Origin of the sequence: Pseudomonas sp. CFII64, from assembly GCF_000416235.1 — a bacterium.
Classification (GTDB): domain Bacteria; phylum Pseudomonadota; class Gammaproteobacteria; order Pseudomonadales; family Pseudomonadaceae; genus Aquipseudomonas.
Window position 1 is genome coordinate 22,386 of record NZ_ATLO01000047.1, and the last position, 26,341, is coordinate 48,726.

Sequence of the window (26,341 nt, forward strand, 5' to 3'; positions counted from 1 at the left end):
CCTACGGTAACGTAACGGTTATTGCTTAATGATGCTCACGCGTCGCGCGGAATTTCACGTCTGCCCAGCGTTCTTCCATCAAAGCCAGGTTGACCCGGGTTGGCGCCAGGTAGGTCAGGTGACCGCCGCCGTCCACCGCGAGGTTCTCCACGGCCTTGATTTCAAACTCTTCGAGCTTCTTTTTATCCGCGCAGTCGATCCAGCGCGCTGACCACACCGTGATCGGCTCGTAGGCGCATTCAACTTTGTATTCTTCTTTCAAGCGGCTGGCGACCACATCGAACTGCAGCACACCCACGGCGCCGAGGATGATGTCGTTGCTGCGCAGCGGGAAGAACACCTGCGTGGCGCCTTCTTCGGCCAGTTGCTGCAAGCCCTGACGCAATTGCTTGGACTTGAGCGGATCTTTCAGGCGTACGCGGCGGAACAGTTCCGGGGCGAAGTGCGGGATACCCGTAAAGCCTAGGTTTTCACCTTCGGTAAACGTATCGCCAATCTGGATCGTGCCGTGGTTGTGCAGGCCGATAATGTCGCCGGCGTAGGCCTCCTCAAGCATTTCGCGCTCGGACGAGAAGAACGTCAGCGCATCGCCGATTCGCACTTCCTTGCCCAGACGCACATGGCGCATCTTCATGCCCTTGTCATAGCGGCCCGAACAGATACGCATGAACGCGATCCGGTCGCGGTGTTTCGGGTCCATGTTCGCCTGGATCTTGAACACGAAGCCGGTGAATTTTTCTTCGACCGGTTCCACGGTGCGTTCGTTGGCAACCCGCGCCAACGGCATTGGCGCCCAGTTCACCACGGCGTCCAGTACGTGATCGACACCGAAGTTACCCAGCGCTGTACCGAAGAACACCGGGGTCAGCTGACCATTGATGAACTCTTCCTGGTTGAATTCATGGCAAGCGCCCTGAACCAGTTCCAGCTGATCGACGAAACGATCGTACTCGTCGCCCAGATGCGCACGGGCTTCGTCCGAATCGAGCTTCTCGATGATCTTGACGTCGGTGCGTTCATGGCCGTGACCGGCGGTGTAGACAATGATGTAGTCGTCGGCCAAGTGATAGACACCCTTGAAGTCGCGGTAGCAACCAATCGGCCAGGTGATCGGCGCGGCCTTGATCTTCAGGACGGCTTCGATCTCGTCCAGCAACTCGATGGGGTCGCGAATGTCGCGGTCCAGCTTGTTGATGAAGCTGACGATGGGCGTGTCGCGCAGGCGGCAAACGTCCATCAGCGCGATGGTCCGTGGCTCGACGCCTTTACCGCCATCGAGCACCATCAGGGCTGAGTCGACGGCCGTCAGGGTGCGATAGGTGTCTTCGGAGAAGTCTTCGTGGCCCGGGGTGTCGAGCAGGTTGATCATGTGATCGCGATACGGGAACTGCATGACCGAGGTGGTAATGGAAATACCCCGTTGTTTCTCCATCTCCATCCAGTCGGATGTCGCATGGCGGTCGGACTTGCGAGACTTCACCGTGCCGGCGATGGAAATGGCCTTGCCCATCAGCAGCAGCTTCTCGGTGATGGTGGTCTTGCCCGCATCCGGGTGGGAAATGATGGCGAAAGTGCGGCGTTTCGCGACTTCGGCGGCCTGGTGGGTCATGGGAAATCGCCTGGCAGGTGAGTCAAAAAAGGGCGCAGATTATAGCCTATCTCGATGCAATAACCGAACCGTTCAGCACATGCGCGGTGGCCAATTACTATCTTGTGTGGGAACCTTTCAGACCGTGGAGACGTCCACTCCCCTGATACAGCCATCGTCAGGGTCTGCTAAATCAACGAGTTAGCTTGACGAAGCTGCGCTAATGGCTTGTGTTTTCGCCGAGGTTCACCCTCAACGGCGACCCACCCGCTGCTCTTCGCGAACGTTATTCCTTGGTCACCCGCAATGGTCGATCAACGGCAACGCGTTCGCCGACTGAAATAAGGAGTCCGCCTGTGGCTAATCGCTATGGCAAGGGGCTGATTGGAGGTGCGGTTGTTATCGCACTCCTGGCCCTGCTGATCCACTGGATCGGCATAAGTACCATCAAGCAATACCAGGATGACCTGCTGTTTTATCTGCAAGCTCACCTGATTCTGGTTCTGGTTTCAATGTTGGCGGCCCTTGTGGTCGGGATCCCGGCGGGCATTGCCCTCAGTCGACCCAGCATGGTTGGCCGCGCCGAACGCTTCATGCAGATCTTCAACATTGGTAACACCATTCCTCCTCTCGCGGTTCTGGCCATTGCCCTGGGTATCCTCGGGATTGGCAGCGGACCTGCCATCTTCGCGCTGTTCCTGGCCTCGTTGTTGCCCATCGTGCGCAACACGTACGAAGGCCTGAAAAACGTTCAGGGTTCACTCAAGGAAGCCGCCGTCGGTATCGGCATGACGCCTGGCCAGGTGCTGTGGCGTGTCGAGTTGCCCAATGCGGTGCCGATCATCATCGGTGGTGTGCGTGTGGCGCTGGCAATCAACGTCGGGACTGCGCCATTGGCCTTCCTGATTGGCGCCAACAGCCTCGGCAGCCTGATTTTTCCCGGCATTGCCTTGAACAATCAGCCGCAATTGCTGCTGGGCGCGGCCTGTACCGCGTTGCTCGCGCTGCTGCTCGATGGCCTGGTGACATTCGCCAGTCGTATCTGGCTCGAACGCGGCCTGACTCGCTGAGTGAAAGGAATTTCAATGAAAAAATTATGCTTGTTTCTAGGCTTTGCCTTGCTGTTCCCGGCATTTGCCCAGGCAGCGGACAAACCGCTGCTGCGCATTGGTGCCCGGGTATTTACCGAGCAGACCATGCTCGCTGAATTGACCGCGCAATACCTGCGCACCAAGAACTACGACGTGCAAATCACCGGCGGCCTGGGCAGTAACCTGGCGCGCAGCGCACAGGAAAGCGGTCAGCTGGACATGCTGTGGGAATACACCGGTGTTTCTCTGGTGGCCTACAACCATGTCGATGAAAAGCTCGACAGCGAACAAACCTACGCACGGGTGAAAGAACTCGACGCGAAAAAAGGCCTGGTCTGGCTTTCGCCGTCGAAATTCAACAACACCTACGCGCTGGCCCTGCCGCAGAAAATTGCTGACCAGTACCCGCAGGTCAACAACGTGAGCGACCTGACGAAAGTGCTCAAGGACGAAGCCAAAGAGAATCATGTCGTAGCGCTGGACACCGAGTTCGCCAACCGATCCGATGGCTTGATTGGCATGGTCAAGCATTACGACATGAATCTCGGTCGTGAGAATACCCGGCAGATGGACGCTGGCCTGGTCTACACCGCGCTGCGCAACGGGCAAGTTTTTGCCGGTCTGGTCTATACCACTGACGGTCGCCTGAACGCTTTCAAGCTCAAAGTCTTGCAGGACGACAAGCATTACTTCCCGGACTACACCGCTGCGCCGGTGATTCGTCAGGAATATCTGGATGCCCACCCGGAAATCGCCACGCTGCTCAAGCCGCTGGCGGATTTGCTGGATAACCAGACCATGATTGACCTCAATGCCCGCATTGACGTCGGTCACGAAAGCCCTTCTGTTGTTGCCGCAGATTTCCTGCGCCAGCACCCATTGAACTGATCAAGGAGAAGACATGAATTTCTTAAGTACCTTCTCCCATCTGGATTGGCCGCTGATCCTGCAACTGACCTGGCAGCACATCACGCTGGTCGGGATCGCCGTAACCCTGGCCATCGTCGTCGGCGTGCCGTTGGGCGTATTGATGACGCGCTTCCCGTCACTCGCCGGGCCGCTGCAAGCCAGCGCCACGGTATTGCTGACCGTGCCGTCGATTGCCCTGTTCGGGCTGCTGCTGCCGTTCTATTCGAAGTTCGGCCAGGGCCTGGGCCCGATGCCGGCGATTACCGCGGTATTCCTGTACTCGTTGCTGCCGATCATGCGTAACACCTATCTGGCGCTGACCGGCGTCGAACCGGGTATTCGCGAAGCCGCCAAAGGCATCGGCATGACGTTCGGCCAGCGCCTGCGCATGGTTGAACTGCCGATTGCCGTGCCGGTGATTCTCGCTGGCGTGCGCACTGCCGTGGTGATGAACATCGGCGTCATGACCATCGCCGCCACCATCGGCGCGGGCGGTCTGGGTGTACTTATTCTTGCTTCAATCAGCCGCAGCGATATGTCGATGCTGATCGTCGGCGCCGTGCTGGTCAGTCTTCTGGCCATCTTCGCCGACCTGCTTCTGCAATGGCTGCAACGCACGCTGACTCCAAAAGGATTGCTCAAATGATCGAACTTCAAAACCTGACCAAGATTTTTCAAAGCAACGGCAAAGAAGTCAAAGCCGTCGACTCGGTAAGCCTGACCGTCAATGAAGGTGAGATCTGCGTCTTTCTCGGGCCTTCGGGTTGCGGCAAGTCCACCACCCTGAAAATGATCAACCGCCTGATCATGCCGACCTCCGGCAAGGTGTTGATCAATGGCGAAGACACCACCGGCCTGGACGAAGTGACCCTGCGTCGCAACATCGGCTATGTGATTCAGCAGATTGGTCTGTTCCCGAACATGACCATTGAAGAAAACATCACGATTGTTCCGCGCCTGCTGGGCTGGGACAAACAGAAGTGCCACGACCGCGCTCGCGAACTGATGAGCATGATCAAGCTGGAGCCCAAGCAGTACCTGAATCGCTACCCGCGTGAATTGTCCGGTGGCCAGCAACAGCGCATCGGCGTGATCCGCGCCTTGGCCGCTGACGCGCCACTGCTGCTGATGGACGAACCGTTCGGCGCGGTCGACCCGATCAACCGCGAAATGATCCAGAACGAATTCTTCGAGATGCAGCGCGCGCTGAACAAGACCGTGATCATGGTCAGCCACGACATCGACGAAGCCATCAAGCTGGGCGACAAGATTGCCATCTTCCGTGCGGGCAAACTGATCCAGATCGATCACCCGGACACCTTGCTGGCGCATCCGGCAGACGAGTTCGTATCGAGCTTCGTCGGCCAGGACAGCACCCTCAAGCGCCTGTTGCTGGTCAAGGCCGAAGACGCCGCCGACAACGCGCCTTCGGTCAGCCCGGAAACCCCGGTCGCCGATGCGCTGGAAGTCATGGACGAAAACGACCGTCGTTACATCGTCGTCACCGATGGCGAAAACAAGGCCATGGGCTACGTACGTCGCCGCGACCTGCATCGCCAGACCGGCAACTGCCTGCAATTCCTCCAGGCATTCAACGCCACCGCCGCCTACGACGAACACTTGCGCATCCTGCTGTCGCGCATGTACGAGTTCAACCGCTCATGGCTGCCGGTGCTGGATGCCGAAAACGTATTCCTCGGCGAAGTCACCCAGGAATCCATCGCCGAATACCTGAGTTCAGGCCGTTCGCGGGGTGGCAAAACGAGTATTACCTCGCCTGCTGACGTTGCGGCTGAAGCGCAGGGTTAAGAGGCGCAGCGAGCCAACGCAACCCGGTATCGGTGCTGACGCCTTCCCGGACAAGTCCGGTCCTGCCTGATTCGTGCAAGTCGGTCTTGATTTGTGCAAACCCGGTAGGAGGGGACTTGTCCCCGAAGAGGTCGGGTTTTTCCGACAGGTAAATCTATAGATACCGCGCGCCGTGGTTTTCACACAATCTGCGTAGGACCGGCTTTAGCCGGGAGGGCACAAGGTCTGACGACGCAACTGCTGCGAATGTACCGGCCTCCTCCCGGCTGAAGCCGGTCCTACGGATTCCGGTGTAATCAGGAGCGATCTATCGCACTTCGACGCTCGTCAACGATCGCTCAACCAGCCCCTGCGCCATTTCGACCAGATGCATGACCGAACACACCAGATCGCGTTTCTGGCCGGTCAGTTGGTCGCAGGTTTCGTAAGCGGTGGCTGCCGCGCAACGCAGCAGTTCTGATACGCGCACCAGGTTTTCTTCGAAGTTGTGGGGCGAGCCGGGAGTAACTTTAGTCATTGTGTTGATCCTACAAGTCCGGAAGCCGCCTTTGTCGTTCTCACACGAAAAAGGTGGCGGCTATGAGCAGGGTGAGAGACCGGCAGAAGGGACCCGGCCAGACCGAAGTCTGCCTGCACACAGCTGCCATAACGCATTCACCGATACCCGAATATCGATGATGAACTGTTCGGACCATGCGCCTACTGAACAACCGGGTTCTCACACCCGTCCACTGAGTTTTCAATGGCAGGGCGCAGGCTAGTTGCAGGAATGGGCAGGCGCAAGCGGGGCGGGAGAGTCTAGGAAATTTCACACAAGAGATACAGAGTGGTCTTTCGAAATCGTGACATTTTTGTGAAAGTTGGCGTCCGTAGGACCGGCTTCAACCGGGAGGGCGCAATGTCTGACGACGCGACTGCTGCGAATGTACCGGCCTCCTCCCGGCTGAAGCCGTCCTACAGTTCTGTGGGCGATAACTGCCAGTTCGTCGCTAAATCACCTGCAGAATGAACATCATCCTGTCACACAGGTCCGTTACTACGGGTGTGGGAACGTGATCCGCTGCCGAACAGGCAAAAACGGGCAGAAATGCGACATTTTTTGTTGATCTCAAGCGCCTCAGGTCCTAAAGTTCGCGCCGAACGTCCATGCTGGAAACGATCCATCCGGCTCAAGTACTGACGACGAGACAGCAAGGCCATAGGGAATGCGCTAACCGCATCCATATGGTCTTTTTGCTTTCGGCGAACAGCCTTGGGAAGTAGGCGAACCAAAGTGGGGATACGGAGGGCGTTCGTTGAGCGCGTGGAGACACGCCTCGCACCCATTGATTAATGCAGTTTGCCAGTAGGAGTTTCCGCATGCCGATCCAGGTCGAAGACTATTTCCAGCGCGACACCTTCAACAAAATGAAGGCGTTTGCCGACACACAAGAAACCCCATTCGTCGTCATCGATACCGCGATGATCAGCAAGGCCTACGACGACCTGCGCGCAGGCTTCGAATTCGCCAGCATTTACTACGCCGTCAAAGCCAACCCGGCTGTCGAGATCATTGATCTGCTCAAGGAAAAAGGCTCGAGCTTCGACATCGCCTCGATCTACGAGCTGGACAAGGTCATGGACCGTGGCGTCAGCGCCGACCGCATCAGCTACGGCAACACCATCAAGAAATCCAAGGACATTCGCTACTTCTACGAGAAGGGCGTGCGTCTGTTTTCCACCGACTCCGAAGCCGACCTGCGCAACATCGCCAAGGCCGCACCGGGCTCGAAAGTCTACGTGCGGATCCTGACCGAAGGTTCGACCACGGCGGACTGGCCTTTGTCGCGCAAATTCGGTTGCCAGACCGACATGGCCATGGACCTGCTGATCCTCGCCCGTGACCTGGGTCTGGTGCCTTACGGCCTCTCGTTCCACGTGGGTTCGCAGCAGCGCGACATCAGCGTCTGGGACGCGGCGATTGCCAAGGTCAAAGTGATCTTCGAGCGCCTGAAGGAAGAAGACGGCATCGTCCTCAAGCTGATCAACATGGGCGGCGGCTTCCCGGCCAACTACATCACCCGCACCAACAGCCTGGAAACCTACGCTGAAGAAATCATTCGCTATCTGAAAGAAGACTTCGGCGATGATTTGCCGGAAATCATTCTGGAACCGGGCCGTTCGTTGATCGCCAACGCCGGTATTCTGGTCAGTGAAGTGGTGCTGGTGTCGCGTAAATCCCGCACCGCTGTCGAGCGTTGGGTGTACACGGATGTGGGCAAATTCTCCGGCCTGATCGAAACCATGGATGAAGCCATCAAGTTTCCGATCTGGACCGAGAAAAAAGGCGAAATGGAAGAAGTGGTTATCGCCGGTCCAACCTGCGACAGCGCCGACATCATGTACGAGAACTACAAGTACGGCCTGCCACTGAACCTGGCCATCGGTGACCGCCTGTACTGGCTGTCCACCGGCGCCTACACCACCAGCTACAGCGCAGTCGAATTCAACGGCTTCCCGCCGCTGAAATCGTTTTACGTTTAAGCGTTACGGCTGATTAAAAACCCGCGAGTGATCGCGGGTTTTTCATGCCCGGGTATTTTTCGTCGGGCTTATCTTGATGCGTCCTTTATTTCTTTCAGATATCGCGACAGTGCCGCACCGTGCAACAGAAATGACCGGGCATGCTCGAGGGCATTGCCCTGATCTACCTGGCTGTGAATGCTCACGAATGAATCCAGCGTCTGCGCAATTTTATCAACCTCATCCTCATAACTGCTCTTGGGTTGGCTGATTTCCTGAAAGTGCATGTAATCTTCGTTTTGGCGGGTCAGGGTGCTGATCTGATCCTTGTACACCTTGATCTTCGCAAACTGATCATCCAGGCGGACCTGCAGGCGCTTTCTGGCCTCGACAAGCTTGCCATAAGTGATGGACTCGCTGGCAATACGCAGGATATTGGAAGCGCCTTTCACTGCTGCTCTTATCGCCGACACATGGGGATTTTTCGGGTCCAGAACAGCAAGGCTTTTCACCAGTGGGATAAATTCGTCCCAAAGTGTTTTATCTTCGGTTATCCGCATTGCGGTGCTTAATATCTCTATTTCTGCGGTTATTTCAGCAACGGCTTGCTCTAGCGTCTGGGAGGCGGATTGTTGTATCTCTATCTGTTTTTCGTTGGCTTCAATGTAATCGTTGACCTCACTCAAAGTAGAAACTTTCAGCGCGGTCAGTTTTTCGTCGAGTTCGATCGACTTTAAGCGGATGCTTGCCACGCTGGTTGAGATAATGTCGGCCATTTCTGCGGCATAGAGTCTGGCCGCGCCTTGTTTGGAGTTGGCTTGCTCGCGGAGCATTTGAATGTCGTCCAGATGCAAGTCAACGGGAACCGTTACCAGCAGCGCCCTCAGCAAAGTGTCAATGGCCACTTGCTGGGACTTGATGGTCGTGACCTGCGCCTGTAAAACAGGTGTTTCAAGAACGCTTAATTTCACATAGGACTTTTCGAGACTGGCCTTGCTGGCTTTAATAATGTCGGTGTTCGGCATGGTCGGCACGAACGTAGGATCAATGTAATGTAGGGTCATGATAGGTATATCCCTTGTCGCCGGAGCAGTTGATGGGGAGTACTGTTGAGTTTATTGGTCGTCAGTCGGTGAGGTGATTATTTTGCGGGCCTCTTCGCTTATCTTTATCCACTGGGCGATCATGTTGGCCAGCCGGTTTTCGAATATCAATAAGGTTGTTGCAGTGGAGTTTTTGTTCATTTGGTTCATGGAGGCTTCAATGTAACTGTTGATGAGCAACCAGATATCTTCAATGTTTTTTGCACCGCTGAGCGCGTCCATGGTCAGCATTTCAAAGTGCTGCAGGGTCGTCTGCAGACCGGCGAGCGCGCCGATGACCTTGTTGATACGATTGACTTCACCTTCCAACAGGGTCTTCTGATGGATAGCGGAGTTCTGTTCGTCACGGACGGCCGAGGCTTTCGGACCATAGATGCTTTTGGTTACCGTCAGGCCTACCGGCCCCCACCATGCCCCCACCCAGCCATATCGAGCGTAGGTTTCGTACGTCCGGCCAAGTTCTTCGATTCTGGTATTGAGGCGCTGAAGTTCTTCGACCTTCTCTGTGAAAGTTTTGTCGAGGTCATGTCTAACTGCGGCTTGCAAGGCTTGGCTGACCGTATCCTTGACTTCGGAAAGGTCCAGCTGGAAATATTCGACCCTGTGTTTGACGTCGGTGGCGTTACGCTTATAGCCCTGAACCGTTTCCAGTAGCTCGCTTGAGAGTGCGAGCAGGCCACCGACTTTCGGTGCATCTTTAGCATTGAGTTTGAGGTCCGGCAGTTGCTCGGTTTTTTTGCTGGTGATCAGCGTTTTGTAGTCATCATAACCGCTCAGGTTTCTAATGAAGTTGATAATCGATTGGCCGGTAATGTTCAGTTCAGACGAAAATACGATCAGCTCGCTCGCGACTTTTTTCATCCGGATTTCAATGTCTTCCCAAAAGTCGGCCGAACCCTTGGCTCTTTTATGCAGTGCCTGAATAGCATTGGGTTCCAGTGCCGGTATATAGCTGTGCTCGTAGCCCAGATAGTTTTGAACCTGGGTCAGATCGACTGGCAGTCTGGACGCATATTCAGTAAACGCTTTTATTTTCCCCAGATCCTGCTGTGCGATGAAAAATCCTCGTGAACGAGCGATCCCCTCTTTTTGCCCCGACGAGGCTTCAATGTAGCTGCCAATAGCTTTGTCGAGAGGGATTTCAAGTGCGTTATCGATGGGGTGGTCAAGACCTTCATCCAGTGACCGTGCTTTGTCATCATATTTTTTTAATGTCTGCATGCTGTATTTTCCTTCCATCAGGCGTTCAGGCTGTTGAGGTCTGAAGTAAGCCGGTTGTTTGAGTTTCAGAAAAATTAGCACGTCGTCACGATTTGAGGCAGTTGTGGGTAATGACGCTTCTTGTAGGAAAGTTACTCAATTGTCGGTGTATAGCGTGGTGCTGTTTTTGAATTTTACCGGCGGGTAGGTAAATAGTTATCGCTTGGTATTCCTGATGAGTGAGTAGGCTGCTCATGTCTGGAAATATCATTATTTGCGCGTACGGTAACCACCATTGTGAGGCCGGTCCGCACACTTTGTCTTTAGGGGAAACAAAAATGCAACCTGGCGATGAACTCACCGTCGAACAGCTGAATGAGATAAGCACTCATTATATAAACACTCGCACTAGACGCCATGTTGGCGCAGGCCAGACGCCGGGCCTGATCGTGACCGATACGGATGTCAGGGCAATCAAGCGCTATGTGGCTTCGGCAATGGAGTTGCCTTATGAACTTGCGCAAGTGAAGAAATTCCTCGGTTATGAAGTTGCTGGCGTCGCCGGACTTGAACCCACGGAAATGCAGGACCTGCACCAGTCAGTCCAGCGTCATGCCCACGGCTGGCCCGGAATCGAAAATGGCATGAAGACGGTCGGCTCGGACCTTGTGGTGTTTTCCGATGCGTTGAAAAGCAGCGGACAGACCCTGATTGCTTTTATCGAAGGGCTGGAAGGCTTTAAAAGCGCAATAGGCGTGGTCGGTGATGTCGATGCGCTGGACATGGCCAGTTACCCGCGTATGGAATTGACCGCACGGGACAAAAGCCGCACGCCGACGCTGCTGGCGCTGGTGGAAGATCTGCGCATTGTCATTCGCGAGTGCAGCCGCACCACCACTCAGGTCAGCTCCGACATAACTTCGTTCAAGACTGAACTCAAGACCCGTATCGCGCCGGCGGTGGGCTTGACGCTGACCCTTATGCGAAGGCATCGCAAGGACAGTGCGCTGATCGAATTGAATCAGGAGCTGGAGGAGCTCAATCGCCAGATCCGGCAGCAAGCCGACAGTTTCGAAGATTTCCTTGAGCGACAGTGGAGCTTGCTGTCGTTCGCCGAGGGCTTGTTCATTCCCGATGCCGAGCCTTCCCCGCAAACCCAACTGGAAGTGCTGCTGGCGCGCAAACGCGAGGTGCAGAACCAGATTCGTCATAGCCACGCAGTGATTGCCGCGCTGTTCAGCCTGCAAACCGATGTTCAGGATCTGGGTGTGCGCATGAGTGCCGCAGCGTCGGGTGCCTCCAATCTGGAAAGCCTCTGGATACTGCTCCTGGCGTATATCGACAACTCCGCCAGACGCCTGGGCAATATGAATGACGCCGTGTACCTCGTGGGTTTTGTCGCCCGCCTCAAAGCGATGATCCAGTGCTGGGCCGAGATCAGGAAACACAGTCAGGATTTGCTGACCGCCTTTAACCAGGCGGTGGCGGAGGTTGAGCTATGACAGTCGCCACTGAAATTTTGCCGGCAAACATAATTGAGGCGTGTCCGTTGCCGAACATGGAAAAGCTCGAGGAGCATCGCCGTGACATGACCCGGTTCGCCAGCACTCCCGGTGACATGTACTGGCCGTCCCTGAGGCAGCAGTTACAGGCGCTACTGGAAAAGGTCAACGCCGTGGATGCCGCTGTCATGACGCTGATCATCTGTGGCGACACAGTCCTGGGCAATATCGACATTGCCCCTTACCAGCAGGCCATTCTCTTGCTGGACAAGCCCGGGAGAACGACCGAGGAAAGCCGCGCTTGCCTGCAATATCAAGAGGAAGTATCCAATCTGTTGTGCGACGCAGCGGCGTCGGTCAGGACCTCCGTCCGTGCTCTGGACGCGAGCCTTTTGTCCCTTGAAACATCATCCATTGATGATGTCCTTGCGCCGATAGCCGAGCTGCAGGCGCGACTTGAAACGGCTACGGGCGCACAGGCGCAGCGAATCCGCGATTGCCTGGACGAGTTTCGCGGCGTTCTGGGAATGGACAAATCCAGAGCTGGCTATGTGCATGAAGTCAGCAAGCTGGTTTTTGCGGTGAATTACTTTTTCGACAACGTGCTGGAAGGCAGCCCGGACGTCATCCAGCGCGCTGAAGACTTCCTGCGCCATGCAGACGAGCTGGTCGATTACCTTTGGGAGTTGCACAACGTCTGGAAAAGCTGAACATCGGTTTCATCGCCCAGCTCTGCGGCGCGCCGATGGTAATCCAGGGCCAGCGCGCTGATTCGCGGATCGGTCGACGACAACAGGATCGAACGGCTGACCCGCAGGAAATTCAGGTTGCCGTTCTCCAGGGCCAGTTGCAGCCAGGCCAGCGCTTCATGAGTTTTGCCGTGATCCGCCAACACGGCGGCATGGCTGAACTGCCCGCGAAAGTCGCCGCCCTCGGCTGAGCGCCGGTACCAGTCATAGGCGGCGGGCAGGTCTTGTTGGCAGAACTGGCCATCCTCCAGATACCTGCCCAGCAGGTTCATGGATTTGGCATGGCCCATCTGCGCAGCGCGGTGGTAACACTGCAAGGCACGTTGCTGGTTCCGGACCACGCCGCGCCCGGTGGCCAGCAGGTTGGCCAGGTTGTAAAGGCTCCAGTCCAGACCCGCCTTGGCGGCCATCTCATAATGGCCGGCGGCCTTGGCGGCATCGGCGCTGCAACCCCAGCCATGCTCAAAGCAGCGGCCGAGCATGTTGCGCGCCATGAGGTGACCATTGCGCGCGGCGATTTCGAACCAGACCAGCGCCAGCTTCGGATCGCGTTCTATGCCTTTGCCATCCAGCAGGATCTGCCCCAGCAGTGCCTGAGCATCAACGAGGTTATCAGCCGCCGCGCCAATGATTGCCTGGGCGGCCTTGGCCGGATGATCGGCGAGCATGGCGCGCAGTTGGTCGCCGTCGAGTTCTTCCTTGCGTTGCAGATTCCAGCTCATGGGTCAGACCTCGACCCAGCGGCGCAGCAGGTTGTGATAGGTGCCGGTCAACTGGATCAGCGACGGATGGTCGGGCACATCCTGGGTCAGCTTCTGGATCGCGTTATCCATCTCGAACAGCAGTGTTCGCTGGCTGTCTTCGCGCACCAGGCTTTGCGTCCAGAAGAACGAGGCATAACGGGCGCCACGGGTAACCGCATTGACTTTATGCAGGCTGGTGCCGGGATACAGCACCATGTCGCCCGCTGGCAGCTTGATGCGCTGGACGCCGTAAGTGTCCTGGATTTCCAGCTCGCCGCCGTCGTACTCATCCGGATCGCTGAAAAACACGGTGCTGGAAAGGTCGGTCCGCACCCGCTCGATGCTGCCTTTGGACTGGCGCACGGCGTTGTCGATATGGAAATCAAAACTGCCGCCAGCGGTGTAGCAGTTCAGCAGCGGCGGAAAAACCTTATGGGGCAGTGCCGCCGACATGAACAAAGGGTTGGCCCACAAGCGTTCGAGCATGGCGGTGCCGATTTCCAGCGCCAGCGGGTGTCCTTCGGGCAGTTGCAGGTTGTGCTTGGCCTTGGCCGATTGATAGCCAGCGGTGATTTTGCCGTCGGCCCAGTCCGTCGCTTCCAGTGCCTGACGGATGCGCGCCACTTCGTCGCGGTCGAACAAGCCGGGGATGTGTAGAAGCATGGCGCGACACCGTGTGCAGGAGAGGGAGCGAATGGTAGTGATTCTTATTGACTGTGTAAAACCCTGAACGGCGACCTACGTCAATGAACATGAAAATTTCGTAAATTCCAAATGTAAAGAATGTAAGTTTTTCGCGAATAGTAATGTATCTCAATTGCTACAAATACTTGTTTACCCTATATTCCGCCGCCTCAACTCCTTGGGGAAGGAATCAACATGTCGCGTCAATCACCACTATCCACGGCTGTTCAGCCACGTTCACTCGCTTCGGCAGTGGGCGTTGCCATCGCTGCAATGTCGGCGGGCCATATGGCCCACGCCGCAGAAAGCACCGATGAGAAAGCCATTTCGCTGGGAGCAACCAGCATCAATGGCGAACAGGACGCGAGCTACAAGACCGAAGAGTCGGCCTCCAGGAAGTACACCGCGCCACTGCGCGAAACACCAAAAAGCGTCACGGTGATCCCGCAACAAGTGATTCGCGACACCGCTGCCACCAGCCTGGCTGACGCGCTGCGCACCACGCCGGGTATTACGTTTGGCGCGGGCGAGGGCGGCAACCCGAACGCTGACCGTCCGATCATTCGCGGCTTCAACGCCGAAAGCGACGTATTCATCGATGGCATGCGTGACGTTGCCGCGCAAAGCCGGGAAATCTTCAACGTTGAATCGGTCGAAATCAGCAAAGGCCCGGGTTCGGCGTTCACGGGTGCCGGTTCCACGGGCGGCAGCCTGAACCTGATCACCAAAGGCGCTCACCTGGGCAACGCCTATAACGGCGGCTACACCTTTGGTTCCGACCAGACCCAGCGCTACACCGCTGACTTGAACCAGCAGATCACTGATACGTCGGCGTTCCGTCTGAACCTGATGAAGCACGACGCGAACGTTGCCGGTCGCGATAACGTCGACGTCAGCCGTTGGGGCGTGGCGCCTTCGTTCGCCTTCGGCCTGGGCACTGACACCCGCGTCAAACTCGATTACTACCACCTGGAAACTGACGACATGCCGGACTACGGCATCCCGTTGACCTCCACCACCGGTCGTAGCAAATACCGGGTCGACAAGCCGGCCCACGTCAACGAAAGCAATTTCTACGGCCTGACCGACCGCGACTATCGCAAGAGCAAGAACGACAGCGGCACGTTCCGGATCGAGCACGATCTGAACGACAACCTGACCCTGTCCAACAGCTTGCGTATGTCGCGTTCGACCCTGGACTACATCGTCACCAACCCGGATGACAGCCGTGGCAACGTCGCTAACGGCACGCTGTCCCGTTCGGCCAAAAGCCGCAATTCGACCTCCAGCGGCTTCGTCAACCAGACTGACCTGAGCGCCAAGTTCGACACCGGCTTCATCAATCACAGCCTGGTAACCGGTGTCGAGTTCTCGTATCAGGACACCCACAACCGCAATTACAACGTGCTCAACGCAGCGGGCGGCGCCATCCCGACGATTTGTTCGCCAGCGCTGCTGCGCTCCGGCGACTGCACCAGCCTGTATAACCCGACGCCGAAAGACGCGTGGAACGGCACCATCACCGACAGCCTGGCGTACACCGATACCGACACCAAAACCAGCGCTGCCTATGTGTTCGATACCCTGAAGTTCAACGAGAAATGGTCGCTGAACCTCGGCCTGCGTTATGACGACTACGACATCAAATCCAGCGGCTTCGCCAATGCTGGCCGTGGCACAGTTGCCGGTAACTTCAAACGCGAGAACACCAGCCAGCTGTGGAACTATCAAGTGGGTCTGGTCTTCAAGCCGCTGCCTAACGGCACCGTTTATGCGGCCTGGTCGACTTCCAGCAACCCGTCCGGCGAGACCAGCGGTAACGGCGGCCTGGAAATTTCTGCGGCCAACAACGATCTTGAGCCGGAAAAGAACCGTAACTACGAGTTGGGCACCAAGTGGGACTTCTTCGGCGATGACCTGTCGCTGACCGCTGCCTTGTTCCGCACCGAAAAAACCAACGCGCGCATCACTGACCCGGACAACACCACGTTCCAGGTGCTGGACGGCGAGCAGCGTGTCGACGGCTTCGAGTTCACCTACACCGGCAAGATCACCAGCAAGTGGAAGGTTTACGGCGGCTACACCTACATGGAAAGCGAGCTGGTCAAGACCACGCTGGCAGCGGACAAAGGCAATCACATGCCGAGCACGCCGCGTAACAGCTTCAACCTCTGGTCGACCTACGAGCTGATTCCGAAGCTGACCATCGGCGGCGGCGCGACCTTTATTGATTCGCGTTTTGGCAACGAAGCCAACTCGGTCGAGGTGCCTTCCTACTGGCGTTACGACGCGATGGCCAGCTACGCCCTGACCAAGAACGTCGACCTGCAACTGAACGTGCAAAACCTGACTGACAAGCGTTATTACGATCAGGTGTTCACCACTCACTACGCGCACATGGCCGCTGGCCGTACCGCCCTGATGAGCGCCAACTTCCACTTCTGATTTGAAGTGTTACCCAGGCCCTGCTGACCGTTGTGGTTGGCGGGGCTTTTGGTTGTGTGGGTGGCATGATTCAAATAAATGAATACCGGTAGGAGGGGACTTGTCCCCGAAGGTAATTGCCCATGCGGCGAGAGAATCCGGACATTAAGCGTCGCCTGAGCTGACGCCTTCGGGGACAAGTCCCCTCCTGCCGGATCTCTATTTGCTGCGCGGTCGGGGCTTTGGTAGCACACAGCAAATGAGAACGTCTTCCGTTTGGCGCATACTGCGCGGCGCGACGGTTGAATGAGAACGAGGTAGCACGGGTGTTGAAGAAAGTCCTGTTTCAAGTCCACTGGTTCTTCGGAATCACGGCCGGTCTGGTGCTGGCCCTGATGGGAATCACCGGGGCGATCTATTCCTTCGAGGATGAAATCCTTGAGTGGACCAACCCGGATGCCTTGTATGTCGAACAGCGCGGCGAGCAGTTGCCGCCGGTGGAACTGGTGCGCAAGCTCGAATCCACCACTGGGCTGATCGTCGCGATCCTGCGGGTTGAAACCGTCGGCAATAAAGCCGCGCAAGTGTATTTCACCCCGGCGCCGGGCGAGCGGCGCGGGCCGATGCGCAATTTCGATCCGTATACCGGCGACCTCATGCCGGACGCTACTGGCGCGGGCTTCTTCGATTTCGTCCTCAAGCTGCACCGCTTTCTCGCGCTGGGCGAATACGGCAAGCAAGTCACTGCCGCCTGCACGCTGATTCTGGTGTTCTTCTGCCTGTCCGGCCTGTACCTGCGCTGGCCGCGCAAAGCCCTGAACTGGCGGGTCTGGCTGACCCTGGACTGGGCGAAGAAAGGCCGCAGTTTCAACTGGGACTTGCACTCCGTGTTCGGCACTTGGTGCCTGGTGTTTTACCTGTTGTTCGCGATTACCGGCCTGACCTGGTCTTACGACTGGGTCAAGGATGGCATGACCCGTTTGCTCGGTGACGCGCCTGCGGGCGAGCAGCGCAAAGGTGGCGGCGGCGGTGGTCGTCCCGGTGGCAAAGGCGCGCCGCAAGGCCCATTGCCAACCGTCGATTATGTCGCGGTGTGGAACAGCATCAAATCCACTGCCGGTCCAGACCTGGCGGGTTACAACATTCGGCTGCCCAACGTCGCGGGCCAACAGGCGACGATTTTCTATCTGCTCAAGGACTCGCCGCACCCGCGCGCGCTGAACACCATCACCCTTGATCCGGCCACCGGCAAGGTCAGTGAAGTTTCCCGTTACGCGGAAAAAAGCCTCGGCGGCCAATTGTTGATCAGCAATTACGCGCTGCACGTGGGCAGTTACTTCGGCATCGTCGGGCGGATCATCATGACCGCTGCAGCGCTGATGATGCCGCTGTTCTTTATTACCGGCTGGTTGCTGTATCTGGATCGCCGGCGCAAAAAGAAAGAAGTGCGCAATGCGCGTGGTGCCGTGTCAGTCGCTCCGCCCGCCACTGACACCCCTGCGTGGTTGATCGGCTTTGCCAGCCAGAGCGGTTTTGCCGAACAGCTGGCCTGGCAGACCGCCGGGCAATTGCAGGCCGCAGGCATGCCGGTCAAGGTCCAGCGCCAGGCTGACGTGACCGAGCGGGATTTGAGTCAGAGCCAGAACGCGTTGTTTGTAGTCAGCACGTTCGGCGATGGCGAAGCACCGGACAGCGCCCGGGGTTTCGAGCGCAAGTTGCTGGGCAGTCAGTTGGCGCTGGGCAATCTGAATTACGCAGTGCTTGGCCTGGGCGATCGGCAATATCAGCACTTCTGTGCATTTGCTCGCCGCTTGCACGACTGGCTTGCCGAGCGCGGCGGCAATACGCTGTTTGCCTCCGTTGAAGTGGACAGCGCCGATCCCGCCGCCCTGCAGCACTGGCAGCAACAGCTGGGGCATTTGACCGGCAGCACGCCGTCGATGTTGTGGCAGGCACCGAGTTATGACAACTGGACACTCTGCCAGCGCGAGCATCTGAACCCTGGCAGCAGTGGGTCGAAAGTGTTCTTGCTGGGCCTGACTCCGCCGCCTTCCATGCGCTGGGAAGCGGGGGATCTGGTGGAGATCCTGCCGCGCAATAGCCAGGCGGCGATCCAGCAGTTTCTCGGCGGTTTGGGTATCGCGGGCGACACTTCAGTCAAGGTCGGCGGGCTGAATGAAAGCATCGAGATTGCCCTGGCCAGCCGCCAGTTGCCGCAACATCGCGCGCACTTGGTCGGGCTGCACGCTCAGGCGTTGATCGATGCCTTGGTGCCGCTGGCCATGCGCGAGTATTCCATTGCGTCGATTGCGCAGGATGGCGTGCTGGAACTGATCGTGCGTCAGGAGCTGCATCCCGATGGCAGCCTTGGTTTGGGTTCCGGCTGGCTGACTGAACATGTCGCGCTGGGTGAAGCAGTGAGTCTGCGGGTGCGGCGCAACAGCAGCTTCCATCTGCCGGACGATCCGCGCCCTGTCATTCTGCTGGGTAACGGCACCGGGCTGGCAGGGCTGCGCAGCTTGCTCAAAGGGCGAATTGCCCAAGGGCAGACGCGCAACTGGCTGCTGTTTGGCGAGCGCAATGCGGCCCATGACTTCCATTGCGGGGATCAATTGCAGGCCTGGCTGGCATCTGGCGAGCTGACGCGCCTGGACCTGGCGTTCTCCCGGGATCAGGCCGAGAAAGTCTATGTGCAGGATCGTTTGCTGGAGGCGGCGGATGAGTTGCGTCTATGGCTGGCGGACGGTGCGGCGATTTATATCTGCGGCAGCCTGGAAGGCATGGCAGCGGGCGTCGATGCGGCGCTGATCGAAATTCTCGGCGCGCAGGCGGTGGGGGAATTGATTGAGCAGGGGCGTTACAGAAGGGATGTTTACTGACAGAAAAATCCGTAGGAGCGGCTTTAGCCGCGAGAAAGCTCTCCCGGCTAAAGCCGGTCCTACGGGCTAGCGTGTTACGCCGCTACAAACTGCTCGGCGTAATGGCAGGCAACCTGGCGGTTGTCTACCAGGCGCAAGGCCGGTTCGTCGGTGGCGCACAGCTCGGTCGCATACGGGCAGCGCTTGTGGAAGGCGCAGCCGGTGGGCGGGTTGAGCGGGTTGGGCAGCTCGCCGATGATCTTGATCTTGGGTTTGAGCGGATCAGGATGAATCGTCGGAGTCGCCGACAGCAGCGCCTGGGTGTACGGGTGCAGCGGACGGTTGTAGATCTCTTCTTTGGGGCCCATTTCCGCAGGGCGGCCCAGATACATCACCAAAACCGTGTCGGCAACGTGACGCACCACTGACAGGTTGTGGGAGATGAACACGTAGGCCGTGTTGAATTCCTGCTGCAGATCCATGAACAGGTTCAGCACCTGCGCCTGAATCGACACGTCCAGCGCGGAGGTCGGTTCGTCCGCGACCAATACTTTTGGCTGCAACATCATGGCCCGGGCCAGGGCAATCCGTTGACGCTGACCGCCGGAGAACATGTGCGGGTAGCGATGGTAGTGCTCAGGACGCAAGCCGACCTGGGCCATCATTGCCTGCACTTTGTCGCGACGCTCCTTGGCCGACAGCTTGGTGTTGATCAGCAACGGCTCGCCCAGCTGATCGCCGATCTTCTGCCGAGGATTCAACGACGCGTACGGGCTCTGGAAAACCATCTGCACGTCTTTGCGCAATTGCTTGCGTTGTTCTTTGGTCGCGCCGGTCACTTCGTTGCCGGCGATTTTCAGCGAGCCGGATGAAGGCTCTTCAATCAGCGTCAGGGCGCGGGCCAGGGTTGACTTGCCGCAGCCGGATTCACCGACCACCGCCAGCGTCTTGCCAGCTTCCAGCTCGAACGAAACCCCGTTGAGGGCGCGTACCAGCGCGTGACCCTTGAACAGGCCGCGGGACACTTCGTAGTGACGGGTAAGGTCACGGGCGGTTAAGACGACGCTCATTACGCCACCTCCTGATTCAAGGGATAGAAGCAACGGGCCAGGCTATGGGCTTTCGGGTCCAGGCCAGGGCGTTGGGTCCGGCAGTTGTCCTGCACGTACGGGCAACGCGGCGACAGCAGGCAGCCTTGCGGACGGTCGTAACGGCCGGGAACCATGCCCGGCAAGGTCGCCAGACGTTCAGCGCCCATGCTGTGTTCCGGAATCGCCGCCAGCAATGCTTCGCTGTACGGATGCGCCGGTACGTCGAACAAACCGGGAACGTTGCCGACTTCCACCGCTTGACCGGCGTACATCACGCAGACGCGCTGGGCGGTTTCGGCGACGACTGCCAGGTCGTGGGTAATCAGCACCAAAGCCATGTCCTGCTCTTTTTGCAGGCTCAGCAGCAGGTCCATGATCTGCGCCTGAATTGTCACGTCCAGCGCCGTGGTCGGTTCGTCAGCGATCAGCAGTTTCGGCTCGCCGGCAATTGCCATGGCAATCGCCACGCGCTGGCTCATGCCGCCGGACAGTTGGTGCGGGTAGGCATTGAGGCGCGCGGCGGCGCCGGGGATTTCGACCTTTTCCAGCAGCTCAAGGGCACGCTGGCGTGCCGCCTTGCCGGACATGTTCAAGTGTTGACGCAGAACTTCTTCGATCTGGAAACCCACGGTATAGCTGGGGTTCAGAGCGGTCATCGGGTCCTGGAACACCATCGCCATGTCTTTGCCGATGATTTTGCGACGCTGGCGTGAATTGAGCTGCAGCAGCTCTTTGCCGTCGAAGTTCAGGGAATCGGCAGTGACCACGCCGGGGTGATCGATCAGCCCCATCAGCGCCATCATGGTCACGGATTTACCCGAACCCGATTCGCCAACAATGGCCAGGACTTCGCCTTTCTCGACGCTGATGGACAGGCCGTCGACAACCGGCACCGCCGTCGCGTCGCCGAAGCGGACGTTGAGATTCTTGATTTCTAGAAGTGACATGCGAATCTCCTCAGGCGGCATTTTTGAGTTTCGGGTCCAGCGCATCGCGCAGCCCGTCGCCCATCAGGTTGATTGCCAGCACGCTGAGCAAAATGGTCAGGCCAGGCAGGCTTACCACCCACCAGGCGCGTTCGATGTAGTCCCGGGCCGAAGCGAGCATGGTGCCCCACTCAGGTGTCGGCGGTTGTACGCCCAGACCCAGGAAGCCCAGCGCGGCGGCATCGAGAATCGCCGAGGAGAAACTCAGGGTCGCCTGCACGATCAGCGGTGCCATGCAGTTGGGCAGCACGGTGATGAACATCAGGCGTGGCAAGGTTGCGCCGGCTAGACGTGCAGCGGTCACGTAGTCGCGATTCAGCTCGCCCATCACCGCCGCGCGGGTCAGACGAACATAAGAAGGCAGCGACACGATGGCGATAGCGATCACGGTGTTGATCAGGCCAGGGCCGAGGATCGCGACGATGGCCACAGCCAGCAGCAGCGAGGGCAGGGCGAGCATGATGTCCATCAGGCGCATGATCGACGGGCCGAGGATGCGCGGGAAGAAACCCGCCAGCAGGCCCATGAAAATGCCCGGAATCAACGACATCACAACCGATGACAGGCCGATCAGCAGCGACAGGCGCGAACCCTGGATCAGACGCGAAAGCAGATCGCGACCCAGTTCGTCGGTGCCCAGCAGGAATTGCCATTGGCCGCCTTCAAGCCAGACCGGCGGGGTCAGCAGGAAGTCGCGGTATTGCTCGCTTGGATCATGGGGCGCGACCCACGGCGCGAACAGCGCGCAGAACACAATCAGGATCATGAACATCAGGCCGGCAACGGCGCCTTTGTTCTTGGCGAACGCTTGCCAGAATTCTTTGTACGGCGAGGGGTAGAGCAGGCTTTGATCGACTGCTACCGCTGGAGTAGTGGTGGTCATAGGAATGATCTCAGCGCTGATGACGAATGCGTGGGTTGGCAAAGCCGTAGAGGATGTCCACCACGAAGTTGACCAGGATCACCAGGCAGGCGATCAACAGGATGCCGTTCTGCACGACAGGATAGTCCCGCGCGCCGATGGCTTCGATCAGCCACTTGCCGATACCCGGCCAGGAGAAGATCGTTTCGGTCAGCACCGCACCGGCCAGCAACGTGCCGACTTGCAGGCCAAACACGGTCAGCACCGGAATCAGCGCATTACGCAGGCCGTGCACGAATACCACGCGCGCCGGCGACAGGCCTTTGGCCCGGGCGGTACGCACATAGTCTTCACGCAGCACTTCAAGCATCGAGGAACGGGTCATCCGGGCAATAACGGCCAGCGGAATGGTCCCCAGCACGATGGCCGGCAGAATCAGGTGATGCAGGGCGTCGAGAAACGCGCCTTCTTCATCGCTGAGCAGGGTATCGATCAGCATGAAGCCGGTTCTTGGCGGGATGTCATACAAAAGGTCGATCCGCCCGGAAACCGGGGTCCAGCCCAAGGTGACCGAGAAGAACATGATCAGGATCAGGCCCCACCAGAAGATCGGCATCGAGTATCCCGCCAGGGAGATACCCATCACCCCATGGTCGAACAGGGACCCTCGTTTCAACGCCGCGATGACCCCGGCCAGCAAGCCGAGAATGCCCGCGAAGATCAGCGCCGCCAGCGACAGTTCCAGAGTGGCCGGGAACAGTGCGGTGAACTCGGTCCAGACGCTGGTCCGTGTACGCAACGATTCGCCGAGATCGCCTTGAGCGAGCTTGCCGACGTAATCGATGTATTGCGCATAAAGCGGCTTGTTGAGGCCAAGACGTTCCATGGCTTGGGCGTGCATTTCCGGATCGACCCGGCGTTCACCCATCATGACTTCGACCGGGTCGCCAGGAATCAGGCGAATCAGGGCGAACGTCAGCAAGGTGATGCCGAAGAAGGTGGGTATCAGCAACCCCACTCGGCGGGCAATAAAACTAAACATCTTCTCGTGTACCTCATCGGCCGGTTAGGCGTGTTCCGGCGGGTCTCGGGTTATGAGCCCGCCGGATTATTCTTCTACTTCACCCTGGTAGTGGCGAAGTTGTTATTGGTCAGCGGGCTGATTTGGTAGCCTTCGACGTTCTTGCGCATTGCGGTAAACAGTTTCGGATACGCCAGGCTTATCCATGGCATGTCCTTGCGAACGATTTGCTGCGCTTGCTCGTACAAGGCGGCGCGTTCGGCCGGATCGGTCTTCTCCCGAGCCCTGGAAATCGCTTCCTCAAACGCCTTGTTACACCAGCGCGCGTAATTTTCACCATTACTGGCCGCAGCGCAACTCAGGTTTGGCGTCAGGAAGTTATCCGGGTCGCCGTTGTCGCCGGCCCAGCCTGCAAACACCATGTCATGTTCGCCACCTTTGGCGCGTTTGAGCATTTCGCCCCATTCCAGCACCCGCAGATTGAGCTTGATCCCGACCTTGGCCAGGTCCGCCTGCATCATTTGCGCGCCCAGGGCCGGGTTCGGGTTGGTCACCGCACCGCCATTGCGCAGGAACAGGCTGAATTCGTAGCCATCCGGTACGCCTGCTTCCTTGAGCAATGCCCGTGCCTTCTGCGGATCGAACGGCGGGTTCTGGATATCGGTGGCATAACCCAACAGTGTAGGCGGGTAAGGGTTTACGCCTTCGGTTGCCTTGCCTTCGCCGAACAACGCCCGGATATACGCCTTTTTATCGAAGGCCAGGTTGATCGCTTCACGCACACGCACATCGCTGAGGTACTTATGTGTGGTGTTGATCGCGATGTAACTGGTCATCATGGCTTCCATCTCGTCGATCTTGAGATTGGGGTCAGCCTTGATGCTGGCGATGTCGTCCGGCTTTGGATAAAGCGCGACCTGGCATTCGTTCGCCTTGAGCTTTTGCAGACGGACATTGCTGTCCAGCGTAATGGCGAAAATCAGCGCTTCGCTGGGCACCACACCCTTCCAGTAATCAGGGTTGGCTTTATATCGGACTTGGGCGTCCTTGGCATAGCGGGTCAGGATGAACGGCCCGGTGCCGATGGGTTTGCTGTTCAGTTCGCCGGTCTTGCCAGCCTTGAGCAGCTGGTCGGCGTACTCGGCCGAATAGATCGAGGTGAACGGCATCGCCAGATCGCGCAGGAACGGCGATTCGGGACGCGTCAGGGTGAACTTGACGGTGTAGTCGTCGAGCTTTTCGATGTTCTTCAGCAGGTCATTGAAGCCCATGCTTTCAAAATACGGGAAACCGGTGAGGGACTTCGCATGCCAGGGATGCTTGGGGTCCAGCTGGCGCTGAAAGCTCCACAGCACATCGTCGGCGTTCATTTCCCGCGTCGGCTTGAAGTAATCGGTGGTCTGGAACTTGACGCCCTTGCGCAGGTGGAAGGTGTACGTCAGGCCGTCTTCACTGATGTCCCAGCTTTGCGCCAGATTCGGTTCGGTGTCCGTGGTGCCGGGCTTGAACGCGACCAGCTTGTCGAAGAGGGTTTCTGCCGTGGCATCGGCGGTAACCGCTGTCGTGTACTGAACGATATCAAAGCCTTCGGGGCTGGCTTCGGTGCAGACCACCAGCGGTTTTGCCGAGACGCCGACCGCGACGCTGAACAAGGCCAGGGCAATCGAGTTGCGTAGTGATAACAGTTTCAATAGGAACCCTCCATTAAGGTGACGCCTGTGAGCCGGACGTGCGCGTGGCGCTCGCCCGGCCTTGTCGATGTCGCTTACAGGATGTTGAACGGAATGGTGGTGACCAGACGGAACTCGTTCAGGCTGCCATCAGCCTGGAATTCGCTGGCGCGGTGCGTGGTGTAGGTCGCACGTACAGCGGTGGCCTTGAGCGGGCCGTCTTGTACCGTATAAGAAGTGCCGACGCCATATTCGTAATGAGATTCGCCGTCCATGCTCTTCACGTCATAGGCAGTACCTTTGTAATGCGTACCGTCGATGCCCCAGCCGCGCGCCTGGTAAACGTTGAACTTCAGGCCCGGCACGCCGTATTCGGCCATGTTCAGCACGTAGCCGATCTGCAGGGATTTCTCGTTCGGGCCGTTGAAGTCCGAGAGCAGGGAGTTGGCCAGGAAGATGGCGTTGGTTTCGTGGGCGTAGTCGAAGTATTCGTCGCCTTCGACTTCCTGATACGCGAGCGTCAGGCTGTGCGCCTGGTGGGTCGCGGTGAACGACAGGCTGTAGGTGTCGTTGTCGATAGGGCCGAGCTTGCGCTGGCCGGCATCCTTGGTCTTGTAGTAGTTCAGGTTGGTGCTCAGGCCCAGTACATCGGTGTCACCCAGTTCGTGGGTGAAGGCGAAGTAGTATTGGTGCCAGAAGTCTTCGACGTTCGAGGCGTAGAAGCTGGTGGTCAGGCTCTCGAACGGTTTGTAGTCAACGCCGGCCATGTCGATGCGATCGGCAAAGGCGGTGGTGCTGGCGTATTCGGAGCGGAACTTGGTCAGGCTCTGTTCGGTACGCGGCGAAACGCGGTCGAAGCTACCGGCCTGGAACGACAGGTTGTTGAACTCGTCGCTCTTGAGGGCGAAACCGTTGAAGCTCGATGGCAGCGCACGGTTGCCGATGTAGGCGATGACCGGCGTGTTCACCGACTGGCGCCCGCCGGTCAGGGTGGTGTTGGAGATCCGCGCCTTGACGTTGGCCAGGCCCATTTTGCTCCACTGACCCACGGCGTCGCCGTCGTTTTCGGTCAGCGTACGGTTCGAGCCGCCGGCCATGTCCTTGCGGTCACGGTCCAGGGCGATGGCGTTGTACAGCGCCATTTCGGTGCTGAAACCCACGGTGCCCTGAGTGAAGCCCGAGGTGTAGTCAACGATGGTGCCTTGCACCCAGTTGATCCGGCGCGAGGTTGGCGTCGGGGTGTCGCCGCCCTTGCGGTACGAGAAGCTGGTGTCGCGACGGGCCAGCTCGTTGGCGTACCAGTTGCGCGTTGTGCCGGTCAGGTGCTGGTCTTCGAAGAAACCATTGGCTTCTCCCTGTGCGCTTTTCGAGCTGAGCTCGGTGGGCACGAATGCCTGGCTGGTTGGCTCTGCCTGGACCATTGCGCTCAAGGTGGCGATGGACAAGGCGAATGCAGCGGTGTTGACTTTCTTCACGGTGACGCTCCCTTACTGCTCTTATTAACGCCAGTTTTTTTGGTCTGGCTTGACGGCGCCGGACTTGTGGCCCG

Annotated in this window: 21 protein-coding genes; 9 read left to right on the forward strand and 12 right to left on the reverse strand. The window is 58.1% G+C overall.

What is annotated here, in order from left to right:
* Nucleotides 1-25: 25 nt before the first annotated feature.
* Nucleotides 26-1,609 carry a peptide chain release factor 3 gene (locus CFII64_RS22230; protein WP_020293100.1) on the reverse strand — a complete coding sequence of 528 codons (1,584 nt, stop codon included), beginning with the start codon at nt 1,607-1,609 and terminating at the stop codon, nt 26-28.
* A 335-nt stretch (nt 1,610-1,944) separates the two neighbouring features.
* Here CFII64_RS22230 and CFII64_RS22235 point away from each other — a divergent pair, with 335 nt between their 5' ends.
* Genes CFII64_RS22235 through CFII64_RS22250 form a run of 4 tightly spaced genes read left to right on the forward strand, consistent with a single transcriptional unit; the run spans nt 1,945 to nt 5,397 of the window.
* Nucleotides 1,945-2,658 (forward strand): ABC transporter permease, encoded by a 714-nt coding sequence (locus tag CFII64_RS22235; RefSeq protein ID WP_020293101.1) that lies wholly within the window; start codon nt 1,945-1,947, stop codon nt 2,656-2,658.
* Nucleotides 2,659-2,673: 15 nt separating this feature from the next.
* Nucleotides 2,674-3,567 carry a glycine betaine ABC transporter substrate-binding protein gene (locus tag CFII64_RS22240; RefSeq protein WP_020293102.1) on the forward strand — a complete coding sequence of 298 codons (894 nt, stop codon included), beginning with the start codon at nt 2,674-2,676 and terminating at the stop codon, nt 3,565-3,567.
* A 13-nt stretch (nt 3,568-3,580) separates the two neighbouring features.
* On the forward strand, nt 3,581-4,234 hold the full coding sequence (locus tag CFII64_RS22245) for an ABC transporter permease (RefSeq protein WP_020293103.1): 654 nt from the start codon (nt 3,581-3,583) through the stop codon (nt 4,232-4,234).
* Nucleotides 4,231-5,397: a betaine/proline/choline family ABC transporter ATP-binding protein gene (locus CFII64_RS22250; RefSeq protein ID WP_020293104.1), complete on the forward strand. Its 1,167-nt coding sequence runs from the start codon at nt 4,231-4,233 to the stop codon at nt 5,395-5,397. Before CFII64_RS22245 ends, CFII64_RS22250 begins: the two co-directional genes overlap by 4 nt.
* A 307-nt stretch (nt 5,398-5,704) precedes the next feature.
* Here the strand turns inward: CFII64_RS22250 and CFII64_RS22255 are convergent, their stop codons facing one another.
* Nucleotides 5,705-5,914: a DUF6124 family protein gene (locus CFII64_RS22255; RefSeq protein WP_020293105.1), complete on the reverse strand. Its 210-nt coding sequence runs from the start codon at nt 5,912-5,914 to the stop codon at nt 5,705-5,707.
* Nucleotides 5,915-6,756: 842 nt separating this feature from the next.
* Between CFII64_RS22255 and CFII64_RS22260 the strand changes: the two genes are divergently transcribed.
* Entirely contained in the window at nt 6,757-7,920 is a 1,164-nt protein-coding gene (locus CFII64_RS22260; RefSeq protein WP_020293106.1) for a type III PLP-dependent enzyme, read from the forward strand.
* Nucleotides 7,921-7,988: 68 nt separating this feature from the next.
* Here CFII64_RS22260 and CFII64_RS22265 read toward each other — a convergent pair whose 3' ends face one another.
* Nucleotides 7,989-8,963, reverse strand: a complete 975-nt coding sequence (locus tag CFII64_RS22265) for an alpha-xenorhabdolysin family binary toxin subunit B (protein WP_020293107.1) — start codon at nt 8,961-8,963, stop codon at nt 7,989-7,991.
* A gap of 51 nt (nt 8,964-9,014) precedes the next feature.
* Entirely contained in the window at nt 9,015-10,223 is a 1,209-nt protein-coding gene (locus CFII64_RS22270) for an alpha-xenorhabdolysin family binary toxin subunit A (RefSeq protein ID WP_020293108.1), read from the reverse strand.
* A 317-nt stretch (nt 10,224-10,540) separates the two neighbouring features.
* Here CFII64_RS22270 and CFII64_RS22275 point away from each other — a divergent pair, with 317 nt between their 5' ends.
* Both CFII64_RS22275 and CFII64_RS22280 read left to right on the forward strand, forming a co-directional pair.
* Nucleotides 10,541-11,704, forward strand: coding sequence for an alpha-xenorhabdolysin family binary toxin subunit A (locus tag CFII64_RS22275; protein ID WP_020293109.1), 1,164 nt, complete (start codon nt 10,541-10,543; stop codon nt 11,702-11,704).
* A 56-nt stretch (nt 11,705-11,760) separates the two neighbouring features.
* Complete coding sequence (locus tag CFII64_RS22280) at nt 11,761-12,414, forward strand: hypothetical protein (protein WP_156883252.1); 654 nt, start codon at nt 11,761-11,763, stop codon at nt 12,412-12,414.
* On the opposite strand, the gene CFII64_RS22285 is transcribed toward CFII64_RS22280, so the two are convergent.
* Nucleotides 12,378-13,175 carry a tetratricopeptide repeat protein gene (locus CFII64_RS22285; protein WP_020293111.1) on the reverse strand — a complete coding sequence of 266 codons (798 nt, stop codon included), beginning with the start codon at nt 13,173-13,175 and terminating at the stop codon, nt 12,378-12,380. The two genes, CFII64_RS22280 and CFII64_RS22285, sit on opposite strands and share 37 nt — an antisense overlap.
* A gap of 3 nt (nt 13,176-13,178) precedes the next feature.
* Nucleotides 13,179-13,859: a Fe2+-dependent dioxygenase gene (locus CFII64_RS22290; protein ID WP_020293112.1), complete on the reverse strand. Its 681-nt coding sequence runs from the start codon at nt 13,857-13,859 to the stop codon at nt 13,179-13,181.
* Nucleotides 13,860-14,075: 216 nt separating this feature from the next.
* Here CFII64_RS22290 and CFII64_RS22295 point away from each other — a divergent pair, with 216 nt between their 5' ends.
* Complete coding sequence (locus tag CFII64_RS22295) at nt 14,076-16,325, forward strand: TonB-dependent siderophore receptor (protein WP_020293113.1); 2,250 nt, start codon at nt 14,076-14,078, stop codon at nt 16,323-16,325.
* Between the two features lie 308 nt (nt 16,326-16,633).
* Complete coding sequence (locus CFII64_RS22300) at nt 16,634-19,183, forward strand: sulfite reductase flavoprotein subunit alpha (protein ID WP_044901629.1); 2,550 nt, start codon at nt 16,634-16,636, stop codon at nt 19,181-19,183.
* Between the two features lie 74 nt (nt 19,184-19,257).
* Here CFII64_RS22300 and CFII64_RS22305 read toward each other — a convergent pair whose 3' ends face one another.
* The 6 genes from CFII64_RS22305 to CFII64_RS22330 all read right to left on the reverse strand — a co-directional run bounded on the left by CFII64_RS22305 (nt 19,258) and on the right by CFII64_RS22330 (nt 26,267).
* Complete coding sequence (locus CFII64_RS22305; RefSeq protein ID WP_020293115.1) at nt 19,258-20,232, reverse strand: peptide ABC transporter ATP-binding protein; 975 nt, start codon at nt 20,230-20,232, stop codon at nt 19,258-19,260.
* A complete protein-coding gene (locus CFII64_RS22310) occupies nt 20,232-21,200 on the reverse strand; it encodes an ABC transporter ATP-binding protein (RefSeq protein WP_020293116.1) in 969 nt (322 codons plus the stop codon). The genes CFII64_RS22305 and CFII64_RS22310 overlap by 1 nt, the downstream gene beginning before the upstream one ends.
* A 10-nt stretch (nt 21,201-21,210) precedes the next feature.
* Nucleotides 21,211-22,122 (reverse strand): ABC transporter permease subunit, encoded by a 912-nt coding sequence (locus CFII64_RS22315; RefSeq protein ID WP_020293117.1) that lies wholly within the window; start codon nt 22,120-22,122, stop codon nt 21,211-21,213.
* Nucleotides 22,123-22,132: 10 nt separating this feature from the next.
* Nucleotides 22,133-23,143, reverse strand: coding sequence for an ABC transporter permease subunit (locus CFII64_RS22320; protein WP_020293118.1), 1,011 nt, complete (start codon nt 23,141-23,143; stop codon nt 22,133-22,135).
* A gap of 74 nt (nt 23,144-23,217) precedes the next feature.
* Nucleotides 23,218-24,813, reverse strand: a complete 1,596-nt coding sequence (locus tag CFII64_RS22325; protein WP_020293119.1) for an ABC transporter substrate-binding protein — start codon at nt 24,811-24,813, stop codon at nt 23,218-23,220.
* 74 nt (nt 24,814-24,887) lie between these two features.
* Nucleotides 24,888-26,267, reverse strand: a complete 1,380-nt coding sequence (locus CFII64_RS22330) for an OprD family porin (protein WP_020293120.1) — start codon at nt 26,265-26,267, stop codon at nt 24,888-24,890.
* Nucleotides 26,268-26,341 lie beyond the last annotated feature (74 nt).

Bases quoted from the DNA above. Each gene is read 5' to 3' on its own strand.
- CFII64_RS22295 (WP_020293113.1), top strand. From the start codon at position 14,076: ATGTCGCGTCAATCACCACTATCCACGGCTGTTCAGCCACGTTCACTC.
- CFII64_RS22285 (WP_020293111.1), bottom strand. From the start codon at position 13,175: ATGAGCTGGAATCTGCAACGCAAGGAAGAACTCGACGGCGACCAACTG.
- CFII64_RS22250 (WP_020293104.1), top strand. From the start codon at position 4,231: ATGATCGAACTTCAAAACCTGACCAAGATTTTTCAAAGCAACGGCAAA.
- CFII64_RS22245 (WP_020293103.1), top strand. From the start codon at position 3,581: ATGAATTTCTTAAGTACCTTCTCCCATCTGGATTGGCCGCTGATCCTG.
- CFII64_RS22305 (WP_020293115.1), bottom strand. From the start codon at position 20,232: ATGAGCGTCGTCTTAACCGCCCGTGACCTTACCCGTCACTACGAAGTG.
- CFII64_RS22255 (WP_020293105.1), bottom strand. From the start codon at position 5,914: ATGACTAAAGTTACTCCCGGCTCGCCCCACAACTTCGAAGAAAACCTG.
- CFII64_RS22240 (WP_020293102.1), top strand. From the start codon at position 2,674: ATGAAAAAATTATGCTTGTTTCTAGGCTTTGCCTTGCTGTTCCCGGCA.
- CFII64_RS22320 (WP_020293118.1), bottom strand. From the start codon at position 23,143: ATGTTTAGTTTTATTGCCCGCCGAGTGGGGTTGCTGATACCCACCTTC.
- CFII64_RS22230 (WP_020293100.1), bottom strand. From the start codon at position 1,609: ATGACCCACCAGGCCGCCGAAGTCGCGAAACGCCGCACTTTCGCCATC.
- CFII64_RS22265 (WP_020293107.1), bottom strand. From the start codon at position 8,963: ATGACCCTACATTACATTGATCCTACGTTCGTGCCGACCATGCCGAAC.
- CFII64_RS22290 (WP_020293112.1), bottom strand. From the start codon at position 13,859: ATGCTTCTACACATCCCCGGCTTGTTCGACCGCGACGAAGTGGCGCGC.
- CFII64_RS22275 (WP_020293109.1), top strand. From the start codon at position 10,541: ATGCAACCTGGCGATGAACTCACCGTCGAACAGCTGAATGAGATAAGC.
- CFII64_RS22280 (WP_156883252.1), top strand. From the start codon at position 11,761: ATGGAAAAGCTCGAGGAGCATCGCCGTGACATGACCCGGTTCGCCAGC.
- CFII64_RS22260 (WP_020293106.1), top strand. From the start codon at position 6,757: ATGCCGATCCAGGTCGAAGACTATTTCCAGCGCGACACCTTCAACAAA.
- CFII64_RS22310 (WP_020293116.1), bottom strand. From the start codon at position 21,200: ATGTCACTTCTAGAAATCAAGAATCTCAACGTCCGCTTCGGCGACGCG.
- CFII64_RS22270 (WP_020293108.1), bottom strand. From the start codon at position 10,223: ATGCAGACATTAAAAAAATATGATGACAAAGCACGGTCACTGGATGAA.
- CFII64_RS22315 (WP_020293117.1), bottom strand. From the start codon at position 22,122: ATGACCACCACTACTCCAGCGGTAGCAGTCGATCAAAGCCTGCTCTAC.